The sequence below is a fragment of the Halomonas sp. C10-5 genome (assembly GCF_057169305.1).
On sequence record NZ_CP175665.1, the window covers coordinates 1,234,568 to 1,257,484 of the forward strand.

Consider the following 22,917-nt stretch of genomic DNA (forward strand, 5'->3'; position numbering starts at 1 on the left):
TCTCCGCCGGGGCAGCGCGCAGGTCCGGCCCGTATCGCCATGCTCGGCGGCACCTTCGACCCGGTGCACCTGGGCCATCTGCGCAGCGCCGTGGAGCTTCGCGAGGCACTGGCCCTCGATCGTGTCCTGATGATTCCCGCCAAGGCCCCGCCGCTGCGTGGGGAACCCCGGGTCACACCAGAGGAGCGCCTCGCGCTGCTGCGCCTGGGAATCGGCGATACTCCGGGGCTGGTCGCCGACGACCGCGAACTCTCGCGTGAGGGCCCCTCGTTCAGTGCCGACACCCTGGCCTCGCTGCGCGAGGAACTGGGTCCCGATGCGCGGCTGGTGATGGCGCTGGGTCATGATGCCTTCCTGCGCCTGGCCGAATGGCACGAACCGCAACGGCTCTTCGCCTTGGCCCACCTGGTGGTGGTGGACCGCCCCGACTTCGAGTCCCCGCTGCCGGTGGCGCTGCGTGAACTGATCACCGGGCGCGAGTGCGACGACGCCGAGACGCTGATGGCGCGCCCCGCCGGTGGCCTGCTGCGCCTGCGGCTGCCCTCGCGGATGGCGATCTCGGCGACCGAGCTGCGGCAACGCCTTGCCACCGGTCGCAGCGTGCGCTACCTGCTGCCCGAGGCGGTGGAGCGCCACATCCTGGCCTACGACCTCTATCGGCGGGGCTGAAGGCTGCTCAGGGTGAACGGACCCTGTCAGATGGTGGTCAAGGGGTTACAATGCCCATTCAACGACAGCCTGACAGAAGACCCTATGCACAACGACGCTCTCAAGACTCTGGCGGTGGACGCGCTGGAAGAACTCAAGGCCAAGGATATCGTCCAGCTGGACGTCGCACGGCTGACCAGCGTGACCGATCTGATGATCATCGCCAGCGGCACCTCGACCCGCCATGTGGCGGCACTGGCCCAGCGGGTGGTGGAGCGGGCCAAGGAGCAGGGCCTGCAGCCGCGTGGCGTCGAAGGCGAGGCCGGCTCGGACTGGGTGCTGGTCGATCTGGGCAGCGTGGTGGTCCATGTGATGCTGCCCGAGACCCGCCAGCTCTACGACCTGGAGCGGCTCTGGGCCGATCTGCCCAGCGATCTGGAACGTGAAAACGAGCTGTCCGGCGCATGAAGGTGCGCCTGTTGGCGGTGGGCACACGCATGCCCGCCTGGGTCACCGAGGGCGTCGAGGAGTACCGCAAGCGCCTGCCCCGTGACTTCGCCCTGCAGGTGGAGGAGATCCCCCCCGGGCAGCGTGGCAAGAACGCCGACCTTGCCCGCGCCATGGCCAGCGAGGCCGAGCGGATACGCGCCAGGCTGCGCGGCGACGAGCATGTGGTCGCCCTGGAAGTGGGGGGCAAGGCCTGGAGTACCGAGCGGCTCGCCGAGCAGGCTGAAGGCTGGCGGCTGGCTGGCCGTGATGTGGTGCTGCTGGTCGGTGGTCCCGACGGCCTGGCGCCGGAGCTCTCCGCCGCCGCCGACCAGCGCTGGTCGCTGTCGCCACTGACGTTGCCCCACCCGTTGGTGCGGATACTGCTCGCCGAACAGCTCTATCGCGCCTGGACGCTGATGGTCGGCCACCCCTACCACCGCTGAGTCGACGCCTCGCCGCTCTCTCGCCGCGCTCTCGCCAACCCCGGGAACCCGATGCGCAAGTCACGTCATAACCTCAAGAGCCCCGAGCAGGAGCTGCGCATCTTCCGGGTGCGTGCGCTGCTTGCGCTGGTGGTGGTGTTCAGCCTCACCGGCCTGTTGATGGGGCGTCTGGCCTACCTTCAGGTGGTTCAGCACGAGGTCTACACCACCCGCTCGGAGAAGAACCGGGTGCGTGTCGAGCCGCTGCCACCCACCCGCGGCCTGATCTACGATCGCAACGGTGAGCTGCTGGCCGAGAATCGACCCACCTACAACCTGACCCTGGTGCGTGAGCGGGTCGAGGATCTCGACGCCACCCTGACGCGACTGGTGGAGATCCTCGAGCTCTCCGACGATGAGGCGGAGGCCTTCCGCGTGCGCTCGCGTCAGCGTCAGCGCCCCTTCCAGCCGGCGTTGCTGATGAGTGATCTCGACGAGGGGCAGATCGCACGCCTGGCGGTCAACCGCCACCTGCTGCCGGGAGTCGAGGTGGAGGCCCAGTTGCTGCGCTACTACCCCGACGCCGAGGTGATGGCCCACGCCCTGGGCTACGTGGGGCGCATCAATGCAGAGGAGCTCGAGCGACTCGACCCCGGCCGCTATGCCGGCACCCACTTCATCGGCAAGACCGGCGTCGAGCGCTTCTATGAGGAGGCGCTGCACGGCGAGGCCGGGCTGCGCAAGGTGGAGACCAACGCCCGCGGCCGGGTGCTGCGCGAGCTGGGCCGCACCGACCCCGTGCCCGGCAAGGACCTGACCCTGACCCTGGACAAGGAGCTGCAGCACCTGGCCTACGAGCTGCTCGATGGCCGGCGCGGTGCCATCGTCGCCATCGAACCCGCCACCGGCGGCATCCTGGCGATGGTCTCGGCCCCTGGCTACGACACCAACCAGTTCGTCACCGGTATCGATGTGGCCTCCTATCGCGGACTCCAGGAGGATCTCGATCTGCCGCTCTACAACCGGGCGATCCGCGGCCACTATCCTCCCGGCTCCACCATCAAGCCCTTCCTGGCCCTGGCGGGGCTGGTCGAGGGCGTGATCACGCCCGACAAGACCATCTATGACCCCGGCTATTTCCAGCTGCCCAACGATAGCCGCCGTTACCGCAACTGGCTGCGCTGGGGGCACGGACGCGTTGATCTGGAGCGCTCCATCGCCGTCTCCAACAACACCTACTACTACACCCTGGCTCATGACCTGGGCATCGATCGCATCCATGCCAACATGACCAACTTCGGCTTCGGTACCCGGGTCGGCCACGATATCTTCGGCGAGAGCAACGCCCTGATGCCGTCCCGGGACTGGAAGCGCGAGCGCTACAACCAGTCGTGGTATCCCGGCGAGACGCTCTCGGTGGGTATCGGCCAGGGCTACTGGCAGGTCACCCCGCTGCAGCTGGCCACCGCTACCGCCGTGCTGGCCAATCGCGGTGACTGGGTCAAGCCGCGCCTGGCCCGGACCCTCGGTGACGAACCGCTGTCGGAGCCCCTGCCCGACACCCCCGAGGATATCGAGCTGGCCAACGAGGGCTGGTGGGATCGGGTCTTCTCCGGGATGGAGAAGGTGATCTCAGGCCACGAGGGCACCGCGCGGCGCACCGGAGTGGGGCTCGAGTACCGCATGGGCGGCAAGTCGGGCACCGCCCAGGTCTTCTCGCTGGGGCAGGACCAGAAGTACAACGCCGATGAGCTGGCCGAGCGCCTGCGTGACCACGCCCTGTTCATGGCCTTCGCCCCGATCGAGGAACCACAGATCGCCGTGGCGGTGATCGTCGAAAACGCCGGCGGGGGCAGTACCCATGCCGCCCATCTGGCGCGGGCGATGACCGACGCCTGGCTGCTGGATGACGAGGAACCCGATGCCGAGGAGATTCGCGAAGAGATGGAGGAAGACGATGCACGCCTGGCGGGGAACTGACCCATGGCACTGAGCGATCTCTCGCGTCCCTGGCGGCCGTATCCGGTCAAGGCGCCGGCCAGCGGCATGTCACGCCGCCGCGGATTCTGGGAGCGAGTGCACCTGGATCCCTGGCTGCTGGGCCTGCTGCTGCTGCTGCTGGTCTCGGGCCTGGTGGTGATGTATAGCGCCAGTGGTCAGCGCATCGATACCGTCATTGCCCAGGGCATTCGCTTCGGCGTGGCGCTGGGGGTGATGGTGATGATCGCCCAGTTTGCCCCGGCCACCCTGATGCGCTGGGCGCTGCCGGCTTACCTGCTGGGGGTGGCGATGCTGGTGGCGGTGGAGTTGGTGGGCGACATGGGCATGGGGGCCCAGCGCTGGCTGGTGATTCCCGGTGTCATCCGTTTCCAGCCCTCGGAGCTGATGAAGCTGGCGATGCCGCTGATGGTGGCCGCCTACCTGAGTCGTCGGGAGCTGCCTCCCCGGGCCCGGGATCTCGCCGTGTGTGCACTGATCGTCGGGGTGCCGGTGGTGTTGATCGCCAAGCAGCCGGACCTCGGGACCTCGCTGCTGGTGGGTTCCTCTGCGGTCTTCGTGGTGCTGCTGGCGGGCCTCTCCTGGCGCATCATCGGCCTGCTTGGTGCCCTGGCCGCGGCGGCGCTACCGCTGCTGTGGATGAATATGCACGACTACCAGCGCCGCCGCGTGCTGACCTTCCTCGATCCCAACAGTGACCCGCTGGGGGCGGGCTGGAACATCATCCAGTCCACCACCGCCATCGGCAGCGGCGGGGTGCTGGGCAAGGGCTGGATGGAGGGTACCCAGTCGCAGCTCGAGTTCCTGCCCGAGCGGCATACCGACTTCATTGTTGCGGTGCTCGGCGAGGAGTTCGGTCTGGTGGGGATGCTGGCCTTCCTGCTGCTCTACCTGCTGATCGTCTGCCGCGGGCTGTGGCTCGCCGCCGAGGCCCAGGAGACCTTCGGGCGTCTGCTGGCCGGCAGTATCATCCTGACCTTCTTCATCTACGTGTTCGTCAACGTCGGCATGGTCAGCGGTATCCTGCCGGTGGTCGGCGTGCCGCTGCCACTGGTCAGCTACGGGGGCACCTCCAGCGTGACCTTGATGGCCGGTTTCGGTATTCTCATGGCCATTCATGCCCACCGCAGGCTGCTGCCACGCTAGCCACGCGACAAGGGCCGGGCACCGACAGGAGAGGCCGCACATGACGCCGTCATGCATTCAGGGAAGGAAGGGGCGCCTGGTCACGCTGGCCTGTGCCGCCCTGCTGGCCAGCTCGCCGCTGGCCGCTCAGGAGTTTGCCCCGGAGCGTCACGCCGGGGCGCGGGCCCTGGTCAATGAGCTGGCCGTTGAGGGGATCGAGCGCGCCTGGCTGGAAAGCGCCATGCAGCAGGCGCGTTATCGTCAAGAGGTGCTCGACGCCATGTCCGGCGCCGCCGAGCGCCGCCTGCGCTGGGACGAGTATCGGGCGATCTTCCTGGATGACGAGCGTATTTACGCCGGGGTGGCCTTCCTGGAGGCCCACGCCGATGCCTTTGCCCGCGCCGAGGCGGAGTACGGTGTGCCCGAGGAGATCATCGCCGCCATCCTCGGTGTAGAGACGCGCTACGGGCGCATCACCGGCAAGCATCGGGTGATCGATTCGCTGGCGACGCTGGCCTTCCATCATCCCCGTCGTGGCGACTTCTTCCGCGGGGAGCTGGCCGCCTTCCTGGAGATCGCCTTTGAGCAGCAGGTCGCGGCGGATGAACCGCTGGGCTCCTACGCCGGCGCCATGGGCTACCCGCAGTTTATCCCCACCAGCTATCGCGCCTATGCCGTGGACTTCGACGATGATGGCCTGCGCGACCTCTGGACCAACCCGGTGGATGCCATCGGCAGCGTGGCGAACTACTTCGCCGAGCATGGCTGGCGTGGCGGCGAACCGATCCTGCATGAAGTCGAGGGACCCGCGACGCCCCCCGACAGCATCGACTTCAACCGCGCGGCGCGAAAGCCCGCAGTGAGCGCCGGCTCCCTGCGCGACGCCGGGTTTGAGGTGCCCGCCGGGCTCGCCGACGAGCGCCGCCTGCTGCCGGTGGCACTCGAGGATGGCGAGGACAACTGGCGCTACGTGCTGGGCGACTTCAACTTCTATGTGATTACCCGCTACAACCACAGCCATCTCTATGCCATGGCGGCGGTGGAGCTGGCCGAGGCGATCGCCGCGGCGCGCAATCTAGACGCCCACTGGTTGCAGGCGGTGGATGCCGATGACGAGGAGGCGCGTCCATGATGCTGCGCTGGCTGCCCATTGCCCTTGTGGTCACCCTGGCCGGCTGCGCCGGTAGCGGCGGGCCCGCACCATCCGATTCCGGCCAGGCCGCCACGGTCTCTTCCGGCGGACGTTATGCCATGTCCGGCGACGCCTACCCCGAGGAGCCGCCGGACGTCAGCCGGGTGCCCGATGCGGTCCCCCGTCATGAACCGCACTCGCGGGGCGGCAACCGCTCCAGCTACGAGGTGTGGGGCAAGACCTATCATGTGCTGCCGGACGCCAGCGGCTACGCCAAGCAGGGCACGGCCTCCTGGTATGGCGAGAAGTTCCACGGCTACGCTACCTCCAACGGCGAGATCTACGACATGTACAAGATGTCGGCGGCCCACCGCTCGCTGCCGCTGCCGACCTTTGCCCGGGTCACCAGCCTGGATAACGGCCGCTCGGTGATCGTGAGGGTCAACGATCGCGGCCCCTTCCACAGCGACCGCGAGATCGACCTCTCCTATGCCGCGGCGGCGCGCCTGGATATCCTCGACAACGGCACCGGACGTGTGCGGGTCGAGGCCATCGATGTCGACCGTTGGCTCGCCGAGAACGGCGGGTCGACACCCTCTTCCGGCGCCGGGCGTCAGGGCGTGAGTCAGCCGGCTGCTGCCGCGACGACATCCGTGGCCCGCGAGGCTCCTTCCGCTGCGGCCCGCCCGGCGGAGGAGCGCTTTGCCGAAGCTCGCCCCGCGGAGCGCCGCCCCGCGGAAGGCCGCCCGATGGAAGGCCGCCCCCTCTACCTACAGGTGGCGGCGCTGGGTTCCGCCGACAGCGCCCGCGCCCTGCGTGCCCGCCTGGAGAACGAACTGGCCCAGCCTGTGCGGGTGGCCGAGGCTGCGGGTGCGCATCGCGTTCAGGTGGGCCCCATCTCCGGCGCCGACCAGGTCGAGCCACTGCGCGAGGCCTTGCAGCGTGCCGGCTTTACCGAGAGTTTCATCGTCAAGGAGGCCGAGTGATCGGCCTCGATCCCCCTTCCCAGAAAGACCTGACGAGAGTCGCCCCATGAAAGAGCTGTTTTCCCTACGTTGTGGCCGTCTGCTGCCGGTACTGCTGGCCTGTCTGGCACTGTTTGTTGCGGCGCCTGCCGCGGCTCAGGAGGTCCCGGTTCCCCAGCCCCAGACCCTGATTCCCTCGCCGCCTCAGCTGGCGGCGAGTGGCTGGATCCTGATGGATGCCGATAGCGGCCGCGTGCTGGCCGAGCACAACTCCGACGAGCGCCTGCCGCCGGCCAGCCTTACCAAGCTGATGACCGCCTACCTGGTGGAGCGCGAGCTCGATCGCGGCAATATCGCCATGGACGACATGGTGCCGGTCAGCGAGAACGCCTGGCGCACCGGCGGCTCGAAGATGTTCATCGAGGTTGGCAGCGAGGTCTCCATCCGCGATCTGCTCTACGGCATCATCATCCAGTCCGGCAACGATGCCAGCGTGGCCGTGGCCGAGCACCTGGCCGGGGGCGAGGCGCCCTTTGCCGATCTGATGAACCAGCACGCCGATCGCCTGGGACTGACCAACACCAACTTCCTCAACGCCACCGGCCTGCCGGCCGAGAATCACTACTCCACGGCCCGTGACATGGCCCAGCTGTCGCGCCATATCATCCAGGATTATCCCGAGCACTATAAGATCTACGCCGAGAAGTACTTCACCTACAGCGACATCCGCCAGCCCAACCGAAATCGCCTGCTGTGGCGCGATCCCAGTGTGGATGGCCTCAAGACGGGTCACACCGAGGCGGCCGGTTACTGCCTGGTGGCCTCGGCCAAGCGCGACGACATGCGCCTGATCTCGGTGGTGATGGGTGCCAACTCCGAGGAGGCGCGTGCCCAGGAGACCCAGAAGCTGCTCAGCTACGGCTTCCGCTACTTCGAGACCCTCAAGCTCTACGATCGTGGCTCGGTGCTCAATACCCCCCGGGTGTGGGGCGGCGAAATCAATGAGCTGCGCGTCGGTGTCGACAGCGACGTGGTGATGACCGTGCCGCGTTCGCGCAACGAGGAGTTGACCGCGCAACTGGATGTCCAGGCCGATCTCGAGGCGCCGATCCAGCAGGGCGACCGCGTCGGCACCCTGCAGGTGAGTCTCGGTGAGGAGGTCGTCGGCGAGCGTCCCCTGGTGGCCCTGGAAACGGTCGAGGAGGGCGGTTTCATCAAGAAACTGATCGATCAGGTGCAGCGCTTCTTCTCCAACCTGATCGGCGGCTGGTTCGGCTAGAGCTATTTCGGTTAGGAATGCCGCGATAGCGAAAGGCGCCGGGGACAGGTCGAAGAGGGGGTCCTATGCCAGGGATGGCATCGGTAGCGCCCAGGGAGGGGTTTACAGCGCCCACTCGACGGTCCGGCGCTCCGGGGCCTGTCGCCGGGGAAGCCTTGAGCGGTGCCTCCATCAGCGAAAGCCCTTCAGGTTCGGCTAGGCGCATTGGTCACTAGGCCTGACCTTGAGTAAAATGGTCGCCTATTCACGAATACTTGGAACCAGCATGAACGACAAGTCGCTGCGTGACCTGCGGCGCCCCAGCCGTCCGGTCTCCGGCAAGCCGCCGAAGATCACCTTCCCGTGCCGCTACCCGCTCAAGGTGGTGGGGGACGCCGCGGACGACTTCGCTGCGGTGGTGTGCCAGATCGTCAGCCGCCACGACCCCGAGTTCGATGCCGCCGCCATGCAGGTGGTCGACAGCCGCAATGGCCGCTTCCAGTCGGTTCGCCTCACCATCCTAGCCACCGGCGAGGCCCAGCTGCAGGCGCTGTTCGTCGAGCTCAAGGCCACCGGCCGTGTGCATATGGTGGTGTGATGGCCGCTGACTCCACACAGCCCCCCATCGAGCTGCATCGCCTCGGCCGCCGCCCCTACGAGCCCGTGTGGCAGGCGATGCGTTCGCTCACCGATGAGCGCGATGCCGATACACCCGACCAGTTCTGGCTGGTCGAGCATGACCCGGTCTTCACCCAGGGGCAGGCGGGCAAGCCCGAGCACCTGCTGATGCCCGGCGATATCCCGGTAGTGCAGACCGACCGCGGTGGTCAGGTCACCTACCACGGCCCCGGTCAGGTGGTGCTCTATCCGCTGATCGATGTGCGCCGCGCCGGACTGGGGGTGCGCGAGCTGGTCACCGCCCTGGAAAACGCGGTGATCGCCATGCTCGCCGAGCACGGGGTCGCGGCACGGGCGCGCCCCGATGCACCGGGCGTCTATGTGGAGCAGGCGGGTGGGGGAGAAGCCAAGATCGCCTCGCTGGGACTGCGCATCCGCCGCGGCGGAAGCTTCCACGGGGTGGCGCTCAACATCGATGGCGACCTGTCACCCTTTCAGCGCATCAACCCTTGCGGCTATGCGGGCATGGCGATGACACGCCTGGCTGACCTGGTGGATGAGTGCCCCGATGTAGAGAGGGCAGGGGAGCGCCTGGCCGAGTGCCTGGCGCGGGAGCTGGGGCGGAAGTTGGCAGCGCGAAGCTGAAAGCCGCGAGAGGCAAGGGGCGACTGACCTGTGGAAAGAGGTAGAAGTAAAAAGTAGCAAGAGGTGATGTGCTACTTTCTACTTTCTACTTTCTACTTTCTACTCGACCTTCTGCTTGGCCGCTTGGTGTCAACCCACGTTAATGGCATCGATGCGGTCAGGGTCGGGCTCCTGGCCCGGCACCTCGGCGGGGGCGGCCAGTCCCAGGTTGTTCTTCTCGAACACCCGGTCGGCGCGATAGCTCGAGCGCACCAGCGGACCCGCTGCGACCTCCATGAAGCCCTTCTCGAGCCCCAGGCGACGATAGCGGTCGAACTCCTCGGGGCTCACCCAGCGCTCCACCGGCAGGTGATTGCGGGTGGGGCGCAGGTACTGTCCCAGGGTGACGATATCCACGCCGATGGCGCGCAGGTCGTCGAAGGTAGCCAGGATCTCTTCGTCGGTCTCGCCGAGGCCGAGCATCAGGCTGGTCTTGGTCAGCACCTTGGGGTTGTGGGCCTTGGCGTGGGCGAGTACATCGAGGGTCTTGCGGTAGCCGGCGCGGGGGTCGCGGACCCGATCGGTCAGTCGCTCGACGGTCTCGACGTTCTGGGCGAACACCTCGAGGCCGGAGTCGACGACCCGCTCGATGGCGGAGTGGACGCCGTCGAAGTCCGGAGTCAGTGCCTCGACCACTACCTCGGGGGTGTTGCTCTTGATGGCGCTGATGCACGCGGCGTAGTGGGCGGCGCCACCATCGTCGAGGTCGTCACGGTCCACCGAGGTGAGTACCACGTAGCGCAGGCCCATCAGTTCCACCGACTTGGCGGTGTTGGCCGGCTCCTCGGCATCCAGCCAGCCGCCGGGGTTGCCCGTGTCCACGGCGCAGAAGCGGCAGGCGCGGGTGCACACCGACCCCATCAGCATGATGGTAGCGGTGCCGTTGCTCCAGCACTCGCCCATGTTGGGGCAGTGTGACTCGGCACAGACCGTGCTCAGGCGATGTTCGCTGACGTTACGCTTGACGGCCTCGAAGCGCTCGCCGCCAGGGATCTGGGCGCGCAGCCACTTGGGCTTGCGACCGGAGACGCCGCCGCCCTCGTCCTGCTGGGAACGCTGCTTGATGCCGTCCTTGATGGCGGCGAAGCCGTGTTCGGTGCGGAACTTCTTGCCGCTGGCGATGGTGGTTTTCGGGGTACTTTCGCTCATGGGTGTGAGCCCCTCCGCTCGGCGTCTTTTGGGCCTACCCGGCAACAGTGCTGCCCGTCTCGGCAGGGCATTGGCCCGGCCTGGCCCGCCTTGGCGCTATTGGGTTGCTGGTAACAGGCGCCAATTTACCATAGCTGCGCGCACTCGGCATGGTATCGAGACGTGGCCGGATCTGTGCCGCAGCCGCCTCGAATCACACCGAAAACGAGTTGGGGCTCGTCTGTGGCAATAAACTGCGTTATATTGCGTTGCAGCAAATGCCGGATTGACGACCCGAGCTGACTCTTTCCCTGACCGCCAACACCAGGAGGTCACCATGATGACCCTTCCGATGCCGACTCCGCCGGCCGATGCCCTTTCCCTCGTCGATCCCTTCGGGTTCGGGCGCGCCGCAGGGCGCTACTGGCTCGATGCCATGGAGCGCAGCGTCCTCTACCTGGATGTGATGCGCCGACGCGGCAACCAGTACCTGGAGCATATCGAGCAGACCAAGCCCAGCGTGCTGGGTTTCGACGCCGAGGTATTGATGGACGGTCGCGACCTGCCGCGCCCGGTCAACTACGAGCTGTTGCGTATCGTGCCTCCGGCCGGGCAGCCCACCGACCTGCAGATGCGCCCCTTCGTGGTGGTCGATCCGCGGGCCGGCCATGGCCCCGGCATCGGCGGCTTCAAGCCCGACAGCGAGATCGGTGTGGCGCTGCGCGCCGGACACCCCTGCTATTTCATCGGCTTTCTGCCCTACCCGGTACCCGGCCAGCAGGTCGAGGATGTGGTCGAGGCCGAGGTGGCCTTCCTGCGCCATATCAACGAGCGTCACACCGAGCTCTCCGAGAAGCCCATGGTGGTGGGCAACTGCCAGGCAGGCTGGCAGGTGATGATGGCCGCCTCCCTGGAGCCTGACCTGTTTGGCCCGATCCTGATCGCCGGGGCACCGCTCTCCTACTGGGCGGGCGAGCGCGGCAAGGCGCCCATGCGCTACACAGGCGGGATGACAGGCGGCAGCTGGATGACCTCACTGTTCAGCGACCTGGGTGACGGAACCTTCGACGGCGCCTGGCTGGTGCAGAACTTCGAGAACCTCAACCCGGCCAATACCTTCTGGACCAAGCAGTACCGCCTCTATTCCCAGGTGGACACCGAGGCGGAGCGCTACCTCGAGTTCGAACGCTGGTGGGGTGGCCATGTCGTGCTGGGTGGTGACGAGATCCAGTACATCGTCGACAACCTGTTCGTCGGCAACCGTCTTTCCACCGCGCAACTGGTGACTTCCGATGGGCGGCGCATCGACCTGCGCAACGTGCGCTCGCCGGTAGTGGTGTTCTGCTCCCAGGGCGACGACATCACCCCGCCGCCCCAGGCGCTGGGGTGGGTGCGCGACCTCTACGAAGGCAGTGACGACATCGTCGCCAACGAGCAGACCATCGTCTACTGCGTCCACGACACCACGGGCCACCTGGGCATCTTTGTCTCGGGCAGCGTGTCGCGCAAGGAGCACACCGAGTTCACCGCCAATATGGACTATATCGATGTGCTGCCGCCCGGCCTCTACGAGACCACGATCTCGGAGGCCGAGGAGCATGACGACAGTGAGCTGATCGAGCGCGATTACCTGCTGGAGTTCACGCCGCGCAGCGTCGACGAACTCGATGAGGTGGTGCAGCACCGTCCCGAGGATGACACCCGCTTCGCTACCGTGGCGCGCCTCTCCGAGATCAACCTTGGGCTCTATCGCCTCTTCGTGCAGCCTTGGGTGCGTGCCCTGGCCACTCCCGAGTCGGCCCACTGGATGCGCCGGATGCACCCCAATCGCCTCGGGTATCGGCTGCTCTCGGATCGCAATCCGCTGATGGCCTCGATCCCGGTGCTGGCCGAGCGTATCCGCGCCGATCGCCATCCCCTGGGTGAGGACAACCTCTTCCGGGTGCTGGAATCGATCGCCTCGGACCAGATCACCCGCAGCTTCAACGCCTGGCGCGACCTGCGCGACGGTGCCACGGAGCGGCTGTTCCTGGATACCTATGGCCAGCCCCTGCTGCAGTCCCTGGTGGGACTGGGTGGCGATGCCCATGTCCACCGTCGCCGTCCCGGTGCCGAACCCGAGCATCGCCGCTTTATCGAGCGCCGCCGGGCGGAGCTGGGCGAGCGGATCGCCGAGGGGGGTAGCCACGAGGCGGTCGTCCGCGCGCTGATCTTCGTTCTGGGTGGTGCCCCCTCCACCGACGAGCGCAACTTCAAGCGCCTGCGTGCCTCGCATGCCGAGCTCGAGCCGCAGCTCTCGCTGGCCGACTTCAAGTGCCTGATGCGCGAGCAGTTCTTTATCCTCAAGCTGGATCGCGAGGCGGCCGTGGAAGCCCTGCCTGCACTTCTCAAGGGGCAGAGCGCCGAGCAGATCGCCGCTCATCTCGAGCATATCGAGCATGTGCTGGCGGCCAGCGGCGAGCTCTCCGATAACTCCACCGAGCGTCTGGAGAGGGTGCGTGGCCTCTTCGAGCAGGCCATCGACCAGGCACCGCTCATCGAGGCCCAGGCTCGCGCCGAGGCCGAGGAGTGGATCGGCAGCCAGGCCGACGCGCAGCGTCTGGCCTACAGCGAGCTGGAGGGGCTGATGGAGGCCCCGGCCGCGTCCGGTAGCGCCGCACAGGACGAGTTCGAGAATGCCAACGAGCCCGAGCCAGTGAAGGCCGAGCCAGTGAAGGCCGAGTCTGCGAAACTCGAGCAGGCCGCTCCCGAGCAGGCCCAGCCCGAGTCCGATCAAGTCCCGAAGAGTGAGCAGGCCTCCGAGGCCGAGCCGGTGAAGGCAGAGGCAACCAAGGCAGAGCCCGAGCCGAGCACCAAGCCGCCAGCCAAGCCCACGCCAGCACGGCGTCGCGGCACCGCTAACCGTCGCAAGCCGCGGGGCGGCAACAACTCGCGCTGATCGCTTACCCAGCGCTATCCGGCGCCCCCGTCGCTCCGTGCGGCGGGGGCGCTTGCGTGTGAGACGGGCGCTTGCCCAGGCGGGACACGCGGTCTAGGGTCAGAAGGCCGCCCCGGGTGCGCCACTGGCGTGACGCTTGGCGCTGGGGTAGGGTAAGCGCATTTTTCACCCGCCCGAGCAGGGCGGCAGGAATTCGCCAGGCACGGCACCGGGCTCGTGTCACCGACACTTAGTGGAGCACTATGGGCAAGTCACTGGTCATCGTCGAGTCGCCGGCCAAGGCGAAGACGATCAACAAGTATCTCGGCAGCGACTTCATCGTGAAGTCCAGCGTGGGTCATATCCGGGACCTGCCGACCAGCGGCTCGGGCAAGGCAGCCTCCGATCCCAAGGAGCGTGCCCGGCAGGCCGCGGCAACGCGCAAGATGTCGCCGGAAGAGAAGGCCGAGCATCGCCGGCAGAAGGCCCAGGATCAGCTGATCCGCCGCATGGGGATCGATCCCGAGCACGGCTGGAAGGCCAACTACGAGATCCTGCCCGGCAAGGAGAAGGTCGTTGCCGAGCTCAAGAAGCTCGCCGAGAAGGCCGATGCCGTCTATCTCGCCACCGACCTTGACCGCGAGGGGGAGGCCATCGCCTGGCACCTGCGCGAGACCATCGGTGGTGACGAGGCCCGCTACAAGCGCGTGGTGTTCAACGAGATCACCAAGAATGCCATCCAGGAGGCCTTCAAGGATCCCGGCACCCTCAATATCCCGCGTGTCGAGGCCCAGCAGGCGAGGCGTTTCCTCGACCGGGTGGTGGGCTTCATGCTCTCGCCGCTGCTGTGGGCCAAGGTCGCCCGCGGGCTTTCGGCAGGGCGCGTGCAGTCGGTGGCGATGCGCCTGATCGTCGAGCGTGAGCGCGAGATACGCGCCTTCGTCCCCGAGGAGTTCTGGGACGTCCACGCCGACCTGGTTGCCGACAGCGGCGAGCCGGTACGCTTCGAACTGGTGCGCCAGGACGGCAAGACCTTCCGACCCACCTCCGAGGCCGAGACCCTGGAGCGTATCGCCGCGCTGCGCAAGGCGAGCCTTGCGATCACCGCGCGGGAGGACAAGCCGACCCGCTCCAAGCCCAATGCCCCCTTCATCACCTCGACCCTGCAGCAGGCCGCCAGCGGCCGGCTGGGCTTCTCGGTGAAGAAGACCATGACCCTGGCCCAGCGCCTCTACGAGGCTGGCTATATCACCTACATGCGTACCGACTCCACCAACCTCTCGAAGGATGCGGTGGAGAGCGTGCGTGACTTCATCGGCGAGGAGTTCGGGGCGCGCTACCTGCCCGAATCGCCCCTGCGCTACTCCAGCAAGGAAGGCGCCCAGGAGGCCCACGAGGCGATCCGGCCCTCCGAGGTAGGGCGGCGTGCCACCGACCTGGCGGGCATGGAGCGCGACGCCGAGCGCCTCTATGAGCTGATCTGGCGTCAGTTCGTGGCCTGCCAGATGACCCCGGCCGAGTATCTCTCTACCGTCCTGACCGTCGAGGCCGATGGCTATGAGCTGCGTGCCAAGGGTCGGGTGCTCAAGTTCGACGGCTATACCCGGGTGATGAAGCCCATGGGCCGCAAGGACGAGGACCAGTCGTTGCCGGACCTCGCCGAGGGCACCGCCATGGCGCTGGAGGCACTGGATCCACGGCAGCACTTTACCAAGCCGCCGGCGCGCTACACCGAGGCGAGCCTGGTCAAGGAGCTGGAGAAGCGTGGCATCGGCCGCCCCTCCACCTACGCCTCGATCATCTCCACCATTCAGGATCGCGGCTACGTCAAGCTGGAGAACCGGCGCTTCTACGCCGAGAAGTTGGGCGATATCGTCACCGAGCGCCTCAAGGAGTCCTTCCCCGACCTGATGGACTACTCCTTCACGGCGCGCATGGAGGATGGCCTCGACGAGGTGGCCGACGGCGAACGCAACTGGCGCGCGCTGCTCGATGCCTTCTATGCCGAATTCAAGAAGGAGCTCGACGCGGCCCAGAGCGAGGAGGGCATGCGCCCCAACCAGCCGGTGCCCACCGACATCGACTGCCCGACCTGCGGGCGCAAGATGCAGATCCGCACCGCTTCCACCGGGGTCTTCCTGGGCTGTTCCGGCTACAACCTGCCGCCCAAGGAGCGATGCAAGACCACCATCGACCTGCTGCCCGGCGAGGAGGCGGTGGCCGCCGACGCCGACGAGGAGGCCGAGACCGATGCGCTGCGCGCCAAGCACCGCTGCCCGAAATGCGGCACTGCCATGGATAGCTACCTGATCGATGAGACGCGCAAGCTGCACATCTGTGGTAACAGCCCGGACTGCGATGGTTATGAGGTGGAATACGGCAAGTTCCGCATCAAGGGCTACGACGGCCCGACCATCGAGTGCGACAAGTGTGGCAGCGAGATGCAGCTCAAGAGCGGGCGCTTCGGCAAGTACTTCGGTTGCACCAACAGCGAGTGCAAGAACACCCGCAAGCTGCTGCGCAGTGGCGAGGTGGCGCCACCCAAGATGGATCCCATCGACATGCCGGAGCTGGCCTGCCAGAAGGTCGACGACCACTACGTGCTGCGTGACGGTGCCAGCGGCCTGTTCCTGGCGGCCAGCAAGTTCCCCAAGAACCGCGAGACCCGCCCGCCGCTGGTCAAGGAGCTCAAGGCCCACGCCGAGGAGCTGCCGGAGAAGTATCGCTACCTGCTCGACGCGCCCAGCGAGGACCCGGACGGGCGCCCCGCGCAGATCCGTTTCTCGCGCAAGGCCAAGGAGCAGTTCGTGATGAGCGACGAGAATGGCAAGGCCACCGGCTGGAAGGCCACCTATGATGGCAACAGGTGGCAGGTGGAGGACAAGCGCAAGTGACGCCACGCTCCCGCACCAACCAGCTGCTCTACCAGGCCGAGTTGCTGCTCGACATCTCACCGGGTGACGACGAACACGCCGAGGCGCGGCGCATGGCGGCCGAGGAGGGCGCCCTGGCCCTCTGCGAGCTGGCGCTCGAGTCGCTGCTGCGCGAGGTCACCGAGCATGCGCGCCTGCCCGGCCATGATTGGCGTGAGCTGTTGGGTCCCGAAGGTGCCGGCATCGCCGAACTGCAGCGCCTGCGTGAGCTGGCTGCCCGGGAGGGCTGCTGGCTCCACTGGCTGATCGCGAGGCTCGAGGCGCTGCACGGCGACGATGGCGTCGCTCGACGGCGGGGTGGAGCCGCCGCCGGCCTTATCGCCGTGGGCGGCGGTGCCGAGCTGGGCAGTGAGCTTGGCAACTGCCTGCGCCAGGCCAAGGCCGAGATCGCTGCCCTGCGCGAGACCAGTCAGGAGTGGTAGGCCACCTGCAGCGCCTGGCCATCTTCGTCGACGTCCAGAACGTCTACTACACCTCCCGTCAGGCCTTCGGCCGACATTTCGACTACCACGCCTTCTGGGCGCGTTTCGCGTCCGGCTGCGAGGTCGTGGTGGCCAATGCCTACGCCGTGGATCGCGGCGATCCTCGCCAGCGCCATTTCCAGGACATCCTGCGTGGCATCGGCTTCAGCGTGAAGCTCAAGCCCTTCATCCAGCGCCGCGACGGTTCCGCCAAGGGCGACTGGGATGTCGGCATTACCCTGGACGCCATGGAGGCGGGTCCTCGGGTCGATCATGTGGTGCTGGTCTCCGGTGACGGTGACTTCGATCTGCTGGTGACCCGCCTGCGCGAGCGCTGCGGCGTCACGGTCACCGTCGTCGGTGTGGCGTCCCTTACCGCAGACTCCCTGGTTCGTGCGGCCAGCGACTTCGTGCCCATCGAGGGTCCGCTGCTCCTCTAATCTTTCGGCTCCGGCTGTATCGTCTTTGGTTGATGCACATCAAGCGCTAGGCTGCCAGCTTGTCTACGCTGAAGGTATAGGCGCGCCGTCGGTCAGGCGAGATGATTGCCAGTCAGTGATATCAGAGAAGGGGATACGCCATGCGGTTTCATCAGGTGAAGGAACTGGTCGACTGGGCGGCCGGTTATCATCGGCGTCTCGCCGAACAGTATGCGGCGCTGGCCGGTGGCGAGGTGGGCGAGCGGGTGCAGATGGCCCTCGAGTATCTGGCCGAACACGAGAGGAAGATGGAGCAGGAGCTCACCGAGTATCGCCAGGACGGTAGCGACCATAGAGCCGTGCTCGAGGCGTGGTTCGATGACCCGGCCGATTTTCCGCACCCGCCGGTGCTCGAGCGCCTGCCCGAGTGCATCGACTGCAGCAATGTACAGACCGTGCTCTCCACGGCGTTGACGGCGCATCGCACCCTGCAGGATCTCTACGATCATCGTGCCGAGCATGCCGCCGGCAGTGACGAACGCGAATTCTTCGTGGCCCTTTCTCGCGGGCACGAGGGAGAGGTGCGGCGTATCGCCCGTGACATGCAGCGACTCGAGGACTATTGAGGAGACCACCATGAACGACCAGATTCTCTCCCCCAAGATGCTGGGCTTCTGGAGCGATGCAGACATTGCGCAGGCGACCGATGAGCCCGGGATCTACTGTATCTACCGTGCGGCCAAGGATCCGGAAACTGGTGTCATGGAGGCTCAGGAGCTGCTTTACGTCGGGGAGAGCGGTAGCGCCCACTACGGTATCCAGCATGATGAGTCTCGACCACGCTGGGAAGCGAGCCTGCAGCCCGGCGAGGCGCTCTGGTACTCCATCGGTCCCTGCGGCAAGGCCAACCGTGAACGCCTCAAGGCGGCCATGATTCATGCCCACAAGCCCCGCCTGAACCACGACAGCCCCTACCTGGAGCGCTTCCCCTTCGACCGCACCACCGTCCACCTCTACGGCAGGAAGGACAAGCTGCAGGCCATCTTCACCGTGGAGCGCCACGACTGAGGGGTTCCCAGGCGAAGTGACACGCGGCCCCGGCGGATCATCCTGCCGGGACCGCGTTGCTTCGCGCCGGCCACGGCTGGCGCCGTTATCCATTGTGAGGGTGGCTGGAGCGCCTCGAGAGACTGCCTACGGTGTGAAGGGCGTCCATAACCGGTACAATCGCGCCCCCTTCCATGTACCGACCGGACTCTCTCCTTGATCTCCACCGCCAACATCACCATGCAGTTCGGGGCCAGGCCCCTGTTCGAGAACGTCTCCATCAAGTTCGGCAACGGTCACCGCTACGGCCTGATCGGTGCTAACGGCTGCGGCAAGTCCACCTTCATGAAGATCCTCGGCGGTGACCTGGAGCCCTCCTCGGGCCAGGTGATGGTCGAGTCCGGTGCCCGCCTCGGCAAGCTGCGCCAGGACCAGTTCGCCTTCGAGGAGGAGCGGGTCATCGACACCGTGATCATGGGCAATGCGGAGCTGTGGCAGGTGGCCGCCGAGCGCGAGCGCATCTACTCGCTGCCCGAGATGAGCGAGGCGGACGGCATGGCCGTGGCCGACCTTGAGGTGCGCTTCGCCGAGCTCGACGGCTACACCGCCGAGTCCCGGGCCGGTGAATTGCTGCTGGGACTGGGTATCCCGCTGCACCAGCATGCGGGCCCCATGAGCGAGATCGCCCCGGGCTGGAAGCTGCGCGTGCTGCTCGCCCAGGCACTGTTCGCCGACCCCGATGTGCTGCTCCTCGACGAGCCCACCAACCACCTGGATATCAACACCATCCGCTGGCTCGAGGGGATGCTCACGGCGCGCAACAGCACCATGATCATCATTTCCCACGACCGCCACTTCCTCAACAGCGTCTGCACGCACATGGCGGACCTGGACTATGGCGAGATCCGGCTCTTCCCGGGCAACTACGACGAGTACATGACCGCCGCCACCGCCGCCCGCGAACGCCAGCACGCCGACAACGCCAAGAAGAAGGCGCAGATCGCCGACCTGCAGGCCTTCGTCAGCCGCTTCTCGGCCAACGCCTCCAAGGCCAAGCAGGCCACCTCCCGGGCGCGCCAGATCGAGAAGATCAAGCTCGAGGAGATCAAGCCCTCGAGCCGGGTCAGCCCGTTCATCCGCTTCGAGCAGGCCAGGAAGATCCACCGCAACGCGGTCAACGTCGAGGGCCTCACACAGGGCTTCGGCAGCGAGCCCGCGCTGGTCGAAGGGTTCGGCATGACCGTGGAGGCCGGCGAGCGTATCGCCATCATCGGCCCCAACGGTATCGGCAAGACCACCCTGCTGCGTACCCTGGCCGGTGAGCTGGCGCCGCTTTCCGGCAGCGTGAAGTGGACCGATAGCGCCGATCTTGGGGTTTTCGCCCAGGATCACGCCGATGACTTCGCCAACGATGCCACCCTCTACGAGTGGATGGCCCAGTGGACCGACGGCGGCGAGCAGGAGGTGCGTGGCGCCTTGGGCAGGATGCTGTTCTCCAGCGACGATATCGGCAAGTCGGTCAGGGTGATCTCCGGCGGCGAGCAGGGCCGCATGCTGTTCGGCAAGCTGGCCCTGACCCGCCCCAATGTGCTGCTGATGGACGAGCCCACCAACCACCTGGACATGGAGTCCATCGAGGCACTCAACCTGGCCCTGGAGAACTACCCCGGGACCCTGATCTTCGTCAGCCACGACCGCGAGTTCGTCTCCTCGCTGGCGACCCGGATCCTCGACATGAGCGCAGAGGGGATCACCGACTTCAGCGGCGGCTATGACGACTACCTGCGCAGCCAGGGCCTGTTCGGCTGAGCACGCCGGCAGCGCGGCCGGCGTGGGGGCTGGGCAGGTGGGGATGAGCGGCCTAGGCTGAAGGGGTTACGCACCCACCCGGGTGCCCGGACACACGAGGACGCCATGCCTGCCAACGCTTCGCACACCGATACCCCCCGTCGTTTGCTGCCCCGCCTGCGGTCGCTGTTCGAGGACACGCCCGTTCCGGGCGACGAACAGCTCGAGGCCCATGCCCTGCTGGATGATGCGCTGCGGGCTCGGGCCAGCGACATTCACCTCGACCCCCATCAGGAGACGCTGCGCATCCGCCTGCGGATCGATGGCCGGGTGGTGGAGGCGATGTCGGTCGATGCGGCCATCGGTGCGCGCCTGATCAACCAGTTCAAGGTGCTGGCGCGCCTCAACCCGGTGCCCTCGCTGGGCGCCATGGAGGGCAGCTTCAGCTGGCCACCCCACGAGGAGCGCGAGGAGACCTACCTGCGTGTCACGGCGGTGACCACGGTCGGGGGCGAGAAGCTCGCCATCCGCTTCCTGGCGCCACCCGAGACCTTCCGCGACACCCTCTCCCTGGGGATAGGCGAGCAGGGGGCGCGCGGCATCCGGCGCTGGATGGATGCCACCGGCGGCATGCTGCTGGTGGCGGGGCCCACCGGTGCCGGCAAGACCACGACCCTCTATACCCTGCTCAATCAGCTGCGCCTCGAGGAGAGCCACGTGGTGACCCTGGAGGACCCGGTAGAGTACGAGATCCCGGGGATCAACCAGGTTCAGGTGAATACCGAGAGTGGCCTGGATTTCGCTACCGGTACGCGATCCCTGCTGCGCCTGGATCCCGACTATGTGCTGATCGGCGAGATTCGTGACCCCGATTCCGCCCAGGCGGCGCTCAACGTGGCCGGCAGCGGCCGCTCGCTGATGGGGACCCTGCACAGCCGTGATGCGGTCGGCGTGGTCTCGACGCTGCGTCACCTGGGGCTGGGAGATGCCGAGATCAGCGGCACCCTCGGCCTGGTGGTCGCCCAGCGCTTGGTGCGCCGTCTCTGCCCGCATTGCCGCGAGCGTCGCCCGCTGCCGGAGCGCGAGGTGCAGTGGCTGGCCGCCATGGGCGTCGCGGTGCCCGATGACTCCTGGCAGGCCGTGGGATGTGAACGCTGCGATGGGCTGGGCTACCGCGGGCGAACCGGGGTCTTCGAGGTGTGGCAGCCCAGCGCAGACGATCATGGCCTGATCCTGCGCCAGGCCGACGAGACACGTCTGCGCAGCGCTCTGGTGGAGCGTGGCGAGGTGTTGATGCTCCAGGATGGCCTCGACAAGGCCGAGGAGGGCATCACGTCGCTGCGTGAGGTGCTGCGCATGGGGGCGATACTGCCGGCCTGACAGATGGCCCACAAATACGCTATAAACCACCAGGCCGCGTTTCGCGACGCGCTTGATATCAGGACATAAGAGTTTCTACACGATGCCTTCACTCTCACGCCGTCGCTTCAGTCGACTCGTCCTTGCCACCCCGCTGGCGCTGCTGGGCGTCGGCTCTGCCCGGGCCAACCTGGTCGAGACGCAGCTCTCCCGGGCGCACCTGCCGCGCCATGCGGACGAGGTCTGGGTGCTGGTGGACGACAGCCAGGCCACACTCACCGTCTACCGCGGTAACCGCGAGCTGGAGCGCTACGCGCCCATTTCGCTGGGTCGCGGTGGCGCCCGGCCCATGCGCCTGCAGGGTAGCGGTGCCACCCCCAAGGGCGAGTTTCGCGTCAATCGCTTCAACCACGAGAGCGACTGGCACCTGTTCGTCGGGCTCGATTACCCGACCCCGACCCATGCACGCGTCGCCCTGGACGAGGGGATCTTCAGCCAGCAGGACTATGACGACTATTTCCGCTACTACCGAACCCATGGCTATCCTCCCCAGGATACCGCCCTGGGTGGCTTCATCGGCCTGCACGGCGTGGGCAAGGGAGATCCCGAGATTCACCGCCAGTTTCACTGGACTCAGGGGTGCGTGGCGGTGACCGATGAGCAGATCGAGCGGTTGGCGGCGTTGATCGATATTGGCACACGCGTCGTGATCCGCTAGGCTGGTACATGCGCAAGGGACGTTGAAAGCGATGGACAAGCGCCGTTGCGTATAATAAAACAGCGTTTGACTCCTGTGCTTTGGCACAAGTCGCTGCAGACGCGCCTGCAGTCGCAGGCAAGACGCCTGACTTTCAGGCTTCTTTCAACGCAGTACCAAGGAAGACCCAAGGAGAACACCATGACTCTGAAGACCACCCTGAAGCTGACCGCCGCCGCTGCCTCTCTGGCCATCCTGGCTGGCTGTGCTTCCACCAGTGCCCTGGAAGAGGTTCGCATGACCGCTGAGTCTGCACAGGCCGACGCTGCAGAAGCTCGCAGCATCGCTGTTCAGGCGCAGAACACCGCCAACCAGGCCCAGCGTGATGCCCAGGCGGCTCTGCAGATGTCCGAGCAGAACCGCGACGAAATGAACCGCATGTTCAGCCGCTCCATGCAGAAGTAATTCTGCTGGAGTGCTGACATCGCCTCAGGGCGATGGCGGTTCTGCAGGAACAGAAGACCCCGCCTCGGCGGGGTCTTCTTGTTTGTGCGCCAGGCATGGCGCGCAGCGCCTGACTGGCGCTGTTTCCAAGGGTGGTGCCTTGGAATGACTTGGGGGTGAAAGTCCCCTGCACGCCCGGCAAGGGGAAGTGCTAGCTGACGGCAAGGGTGTCTCCCGTGAGGGGGAATCCGAAGGCAGCCCGAAGCAAAACGCTGGCCTGACGAACAGGAAGCGGATACGAGGCGGCATGGCGGGGTGAGGTGGCAAGCATCACCAAAGCCCGGTACTTGCACGGAACGCCATGACGTAGATCCGACAGGCATAA

21 protein-coding genes are annotated in these 22,917 nt (G+C 66.6%); 20 read left to right on the forward strand and 1 reads right to left on the reverse strand.

Translation table 11 applies throughout. From position 1 onward, the window contains the following. Positions 1 to 39 precede the first annotated feature (39 nt). From nadD to lipB, 10 genes are all read left to right on the forward strand, one after another. On the forward strand, positions 40 to 669 hold the full coding sequence (gene nadD, locus ACJ7IV_RS05810; protein ID WP_483866546.1) for a nicotinate-nucleotide adenylyltransferase: 630 nt from the start codon (positions 40 to 42) through the stop codon (positions 667 to 669). An 84-nt stretch (positions 670 to 753) separates the two neighbouring features. After that, positions 754 to 1,116, forward strand: a complete 363-nt coding sequence (gene rsfS, locus ACJ7IV_RS05815) for a ribosome silencing factor (RefSeq protein WP_213312635.1) — start codon at positions 754 to 756, stop codon at positions 1,114 to 1,116. After that, entirely contained in the window at positions 1,113 to 1,580 is a 468-nt protein-coding gene (gene rlmH / locus ACJ7IV_RS05820; RefSeq protein WP_483866177.1) for a 23S rRNA (pseudouridine(1915)-N(3))-methyltransferase RlmH, read from the forward strand. The genes rsfS and rlmH overlap by 4 nt, the downstream gene beginning before the upstream one ends. A gap of 51 nt (positions 1,581 to 1,631) precedes the next feature. Continuing rightward, positions 1,632 to 3,539 (forward strand): penicillin-binding protein 2, encoded by a 1,908-nt coding sequence (gene mrdA / locus ACJ7IV_RS05825; protein WP_483866178.1) that lies wholly within the window; start codon positions 1,632 to 1,634, stop codon positions 3,537 to 3,539. Between the two features lie 3 nt (positions 3,540 to 3,542). Continuing rightward, the gene (gene rodA / locus ACJ7IV_RS05830) at positions 3,543 to 4,703 is read left to right on the forward strand and encodes a rod shape-determining protein RodA (RefSeq protein ID WP_483866179.1); all 1,161 of its coding nucleotides are present in this window, start codon (positions 3,543 to 3,545) and stop codon (positions 4,701 to 4,703) included. 40 nt (positions 4,704 to 4,743) lie between these two features. Further along, positions 4,744 to 5,814, forward strand: coding sequence for a lytic murein transglycosylase B (gene mltB / locus ACJ7IV_RS05835; RefSeq protein WP_483866180.1), 1,071 nt, complete (start codon positions 4,744 to 4,746; stop codon positions 5,812 to 5,814). Continuing rightward, positions 5,811 to 6,800: a septal ring lytic transglycosylase RlpA family protein gene (locus ACJ7IV_RS05840; protein ID WP_483866181.1), complete on the forward strand. Its 990-nt coding sequence runs from the start codon at positions 5,811 to 5,813 to the stop codon at positions 6,798 to 6,800. Before mltB ends, ACJ7IV_RS05840 begins: the two co-directional genes overlap by 4 nt. A 46-nt stretch (positions 6,801 to 6,846) precedes the next feature. After that, on the forward strand, positions 6,847 to 8,058 hold the full coding sequence (locus ACJ7IV_RS05845; RefSeq protein ID WP_483866182.1) for a D-alanyl-D-alanine carboxypeptidase family protein: 1,212 nt from the start codon (positions 6,847 to 6,849) through the stop codon (positions 8,056 to 8,058). Between the two features lie 265 nt (positions 8,059 to 8,323). Beyond that, positions 8,324 to 8,635: an HP0495 family protein gene (locus ACJ7IV_RS05850; protein WP_483866183.1), complete on the forward strand. Its 312-nt coding sequence runs from the start codon at positions 8,324 to 8,326 to the stop codon at positions 8,633 to 8,635. Then, positions 8,635 to 9,300: a lipoyl(octanoyl) transferase LipB gene (gene lipB, locus ACJ7IV_RS05855; RefSeq protein ID WP_483866184.1), complete on the forward strand. Its 666-nt coding sequence runs from the start codon at positions 8,635 to 8,637 to the stop codon at positions 9,298 to 9,300. Before ACJ7IV_RS05850 ends, lipB begins: the two co-directional genes overlap by 1 nt. A gap of 129 nt (positions 9,301 to 9,429) precedes the next feature. Here the strand turns inward: lipB and lipA are convergent, their stop codons facing one another. Next, positions 9,430 to 10,488 (reverse strand): lipoyl synthase, encoded by a 1,059-nt coding sequence (gene lipA, locus ACJ7IV_RS05860; protein ID WP_483866185.1) that lies wholly within the window; start codon positions 10,486 to 10,488, stop codon positions 9,430 to 9,432. 319 nt (positions 10,489 to 10,807) lie between these two features. On the opposite strand from lipA, the gene ACJ7IV_RS05865 reads away from it, so the two are divergent. The 10 genes from ACJ7IV_RS05865 to ACJ7IV_RS05910 all read left to right on the forward strand — a co-directional run bounded on the left by ACJ7IV_RS05865 (position 10,808) and on the right by ACJ7IV_RS05910 (position 22,553). Then, the gene (locus tag ACJ7IV_RS05865) at positions 10,808 to 13,405 is read left to right on the forward strand and encodes a DUF3141 domain-containing protein (protein ID WP_483866547.1); all 2,598 of its coding nucleotides are present in this window, start codon (positions 10,808 to 10,810) and stop codon (positions 13,403 to 13,405) included. A 242-nt stretch (positions 13,406 to 13,647) separates the two neighbouring features. Beyond that, positions 13,648 to 16,278 (forward strand): type I DNA topoisomerase, encoded by a 2,631-nt coding sequence (gene topA, locus ACJ7IV_RS05870; RefSeq protein ID WP_483866186.1) that lies wholly within the window; start codon positions 13,648 to 13,650, stop codon positions 16,276 to 16,278. Next, on the forward strand, positions 16,275 to 16,739 hold the full coding sequence (locus ACJ7IV_RS05875) for a DUF6586 family protein (protein WP_483866187.1): 465 nt from the start codon (positions 16,275 to 16,277) through the stop codon (positions 16,737 to 16,739). Before topA ends, ACJ7IV_RS05875 begins: the two co-directional genes overlap by 4 nt. Before the next feature lie 5 nt (positions 16,740 to 16,744). Further along, entirely contained in the window at positions 16,745 to 17,218 is a 474-nt protein-coding gene (locus ACJ7IV_RS05880) for an NYN domain-containing protein (protein ID WP_483866548.1), read from the forward strand. 140 nt (positions 17,219 to 17,358) lie between these two features. Beyond that, positions 17,359 to 17,823, forward strand: coding sequence for a 2-hydroxyacyl-CoA dehydratase (locus ACJ7IV_RS05885; RefSeq protein WP_483866188.1), 465 nt, complete (start codon positions 17,359 to 17,361; stop codon positions 17,821 to 17,823). Between the two features lie 10 nt (positions 17,824 to 17,833). Beyond that, positions 17,834 to 18,265, forward strand: a complete 432-nt coding sequence (locus tag ACJ7IV_RS05890) for a hypothetical protein (RefSeq protein ID WP_483866189.1) — start codon at positions 17,834 to 17,836, stop codon at positions 18,263 to 18,265. Between the two features lie 195 nt (positions 18,266 to 18,460). Continuing rightward, complete coding sequence (locus ACJ7IV_RS05895) at positions 18,461 to 20,053, forward strand: ABC-F family ATPase (protein WP_483866190.1); 1,593 nt, start codon at positions 18,461 to 18,463, stop codon at positions 20,051 to 20,053. Positions 20,054 to 20,158: 105 nt separating this feature from the next. Further along, positions 20,159 to 21,412, forward strand: a complete 1,254-nt coding sequence (locus tag ACJ7IV_RS05900; protein WP_483866191.1) for a GspE/PulE family protein — start codon at positions 20,159 to 20,161, stop codon at positions 21,410 to 21,412. 82 nt (positions 21,413 to 21,494) lie between these two features. Then, complete coding sequence (locus ACJ7IV_RS05905; RefSeq protein ID WP_232911761.1) at positions 21,495 to 22,109, forward strand: L,D-transpeptidase family protein; 615 nt, start codon at positions 21,495 to 21,497, stop codon at positions 22,107 to 22,109. 180 nt (positions 22,110 to 22,289) lie between these two features. Then, positions 22,290 to 22,553, forward strand: a complete 264-nt coding sequence (locus ACJ7IV_RS05910; protein ID WP_161432779.1) for an Lpp/OprI family alanine-zipper lipoprotein — start codon at positions 22,290 to 22,292, stop codon at positions 22,551 to 22,553. Positions 22,554 to 22,917 lie beyond the last annotated feature (364 nt).

Coding starts and splice junctions, on each gene's coding strand:
- ACJ7IV_RS05885 (WP_483866188.1), top strand. CDS start 17,359: ATGCGGTTTCATCAGGTGAAGGAACTGGTCGACTGGGCGGCCGGTTAT.
- topA (WP_483866186.1), top strand. CDS start 13,648: ATGGGCAAGTCACTGGTCATCGTCGAGTCGCCGGCCAAGGCGAAGACG.
- ACJ7IV_RS05865 (WP_483866547.1), top strand. CDS start 10,808: ATGACCCTTCCGATGCCGACTCCGCCGGCCGATGCCCTTTCCCTCGTC.
- ACJ7IV_RS05905 (WP_232911761.1), top strand. CDS start 21,495: ATGCCTTCACTCTCACGCCGTCGCTTCAGTCGACTCGTCCTTGCCACC.
- ACJ7IV_RS05840 (WP_483866181.1), top strand. CDS start 5,811: ATGATGCTGCGCTGGCTGCCCATTGCCCTTGTGGTCACCCTGGCCGGC.
- mltB (WP_483866180.1), top strand. CDS start 4,744: ATGACGCCGTCATGCATTCAGGGAAGGAAGGGGCGCCTGGTCACGCTG.
- mrdA (WP_483866178.1), top strand. CDS start 1,632: ATGCGCAAGTCACGTCATAACCTCAAGAGCCCCGAGCAGGAGCTGCGC.
- ACJ7IV_RS05900 (WP_483866191.1), top strand. CDS start 20,159: ATGCCTGCCAACGCTTCGCACACCGATACCCCCCGTCGTTTGCTGCCC.
- rodA (WP_483866179.1), top strand. CDS start 3,543: ATGGCACTGAGCGATCTCTCGCGTCCCTGGCGGCCGTATCCGGTCAAG.
- nadD (WP_483866546.1), top strand. CDS start 40: ATGCTCGGCGGCACCTTCGACCCGGTGCACCTGGGCCATCTGCGCAGC.
- lipA (WP_483866185.1), bottom strand. CDS start 10,488: ATGAGCGAAAGTACCCCGAAAACCACCATCGCCAGCGGCAAGAAGTTC.
- ACJ7IV_RS05890 (WP_483866189.1), top strand. CDS start 17,834: ATGAACGACCAGATTCTCTCCCCCAAGATGCTGGGCTTCTGGAGCGAT.
- ACJ7IV_RS05910 (WP_161432779.1), top strand. CDS start 22,290: ATGACTCTGAAGACCACCCTGAAGCTGACCGCCGCCGCTGCCTCTCTG.
- rlmH (WP_483866177.1), top strand. CDS start 1,113: ATGAAGGTGCGCCTGTTGGCGGTGGGCACACGCATGCCCGCCTGGGTC.
- ACJ7IV_RS05850 (WP_483866183.1), top strand. CDS start 8,324: ATGAACGACAAGTCGCTGCGTGACCTGCGGCGCCCCAGCCGTCCGGTC.
- lipB (WP_483866184.1), top strand. CDS start 8,635: ATGGCCGCTGACTCCACACAGCCCCCCATCGAGCTGCATCGCCTCGGC.
- ACJ7IV_RS05845 (WP_483866182.1), top strand. CDS start 6,847: ATGAAAGAGCTGTTTTCCCTACGTTGTGGCCGTCTGCTGCCGGTACTG.
- rsfS (WP_213312635.1), top strand. CDS start 754: ATGCACAACGACGCTCTCAAGACTCTGGCGGTGGACGCGCTGGAAGAA.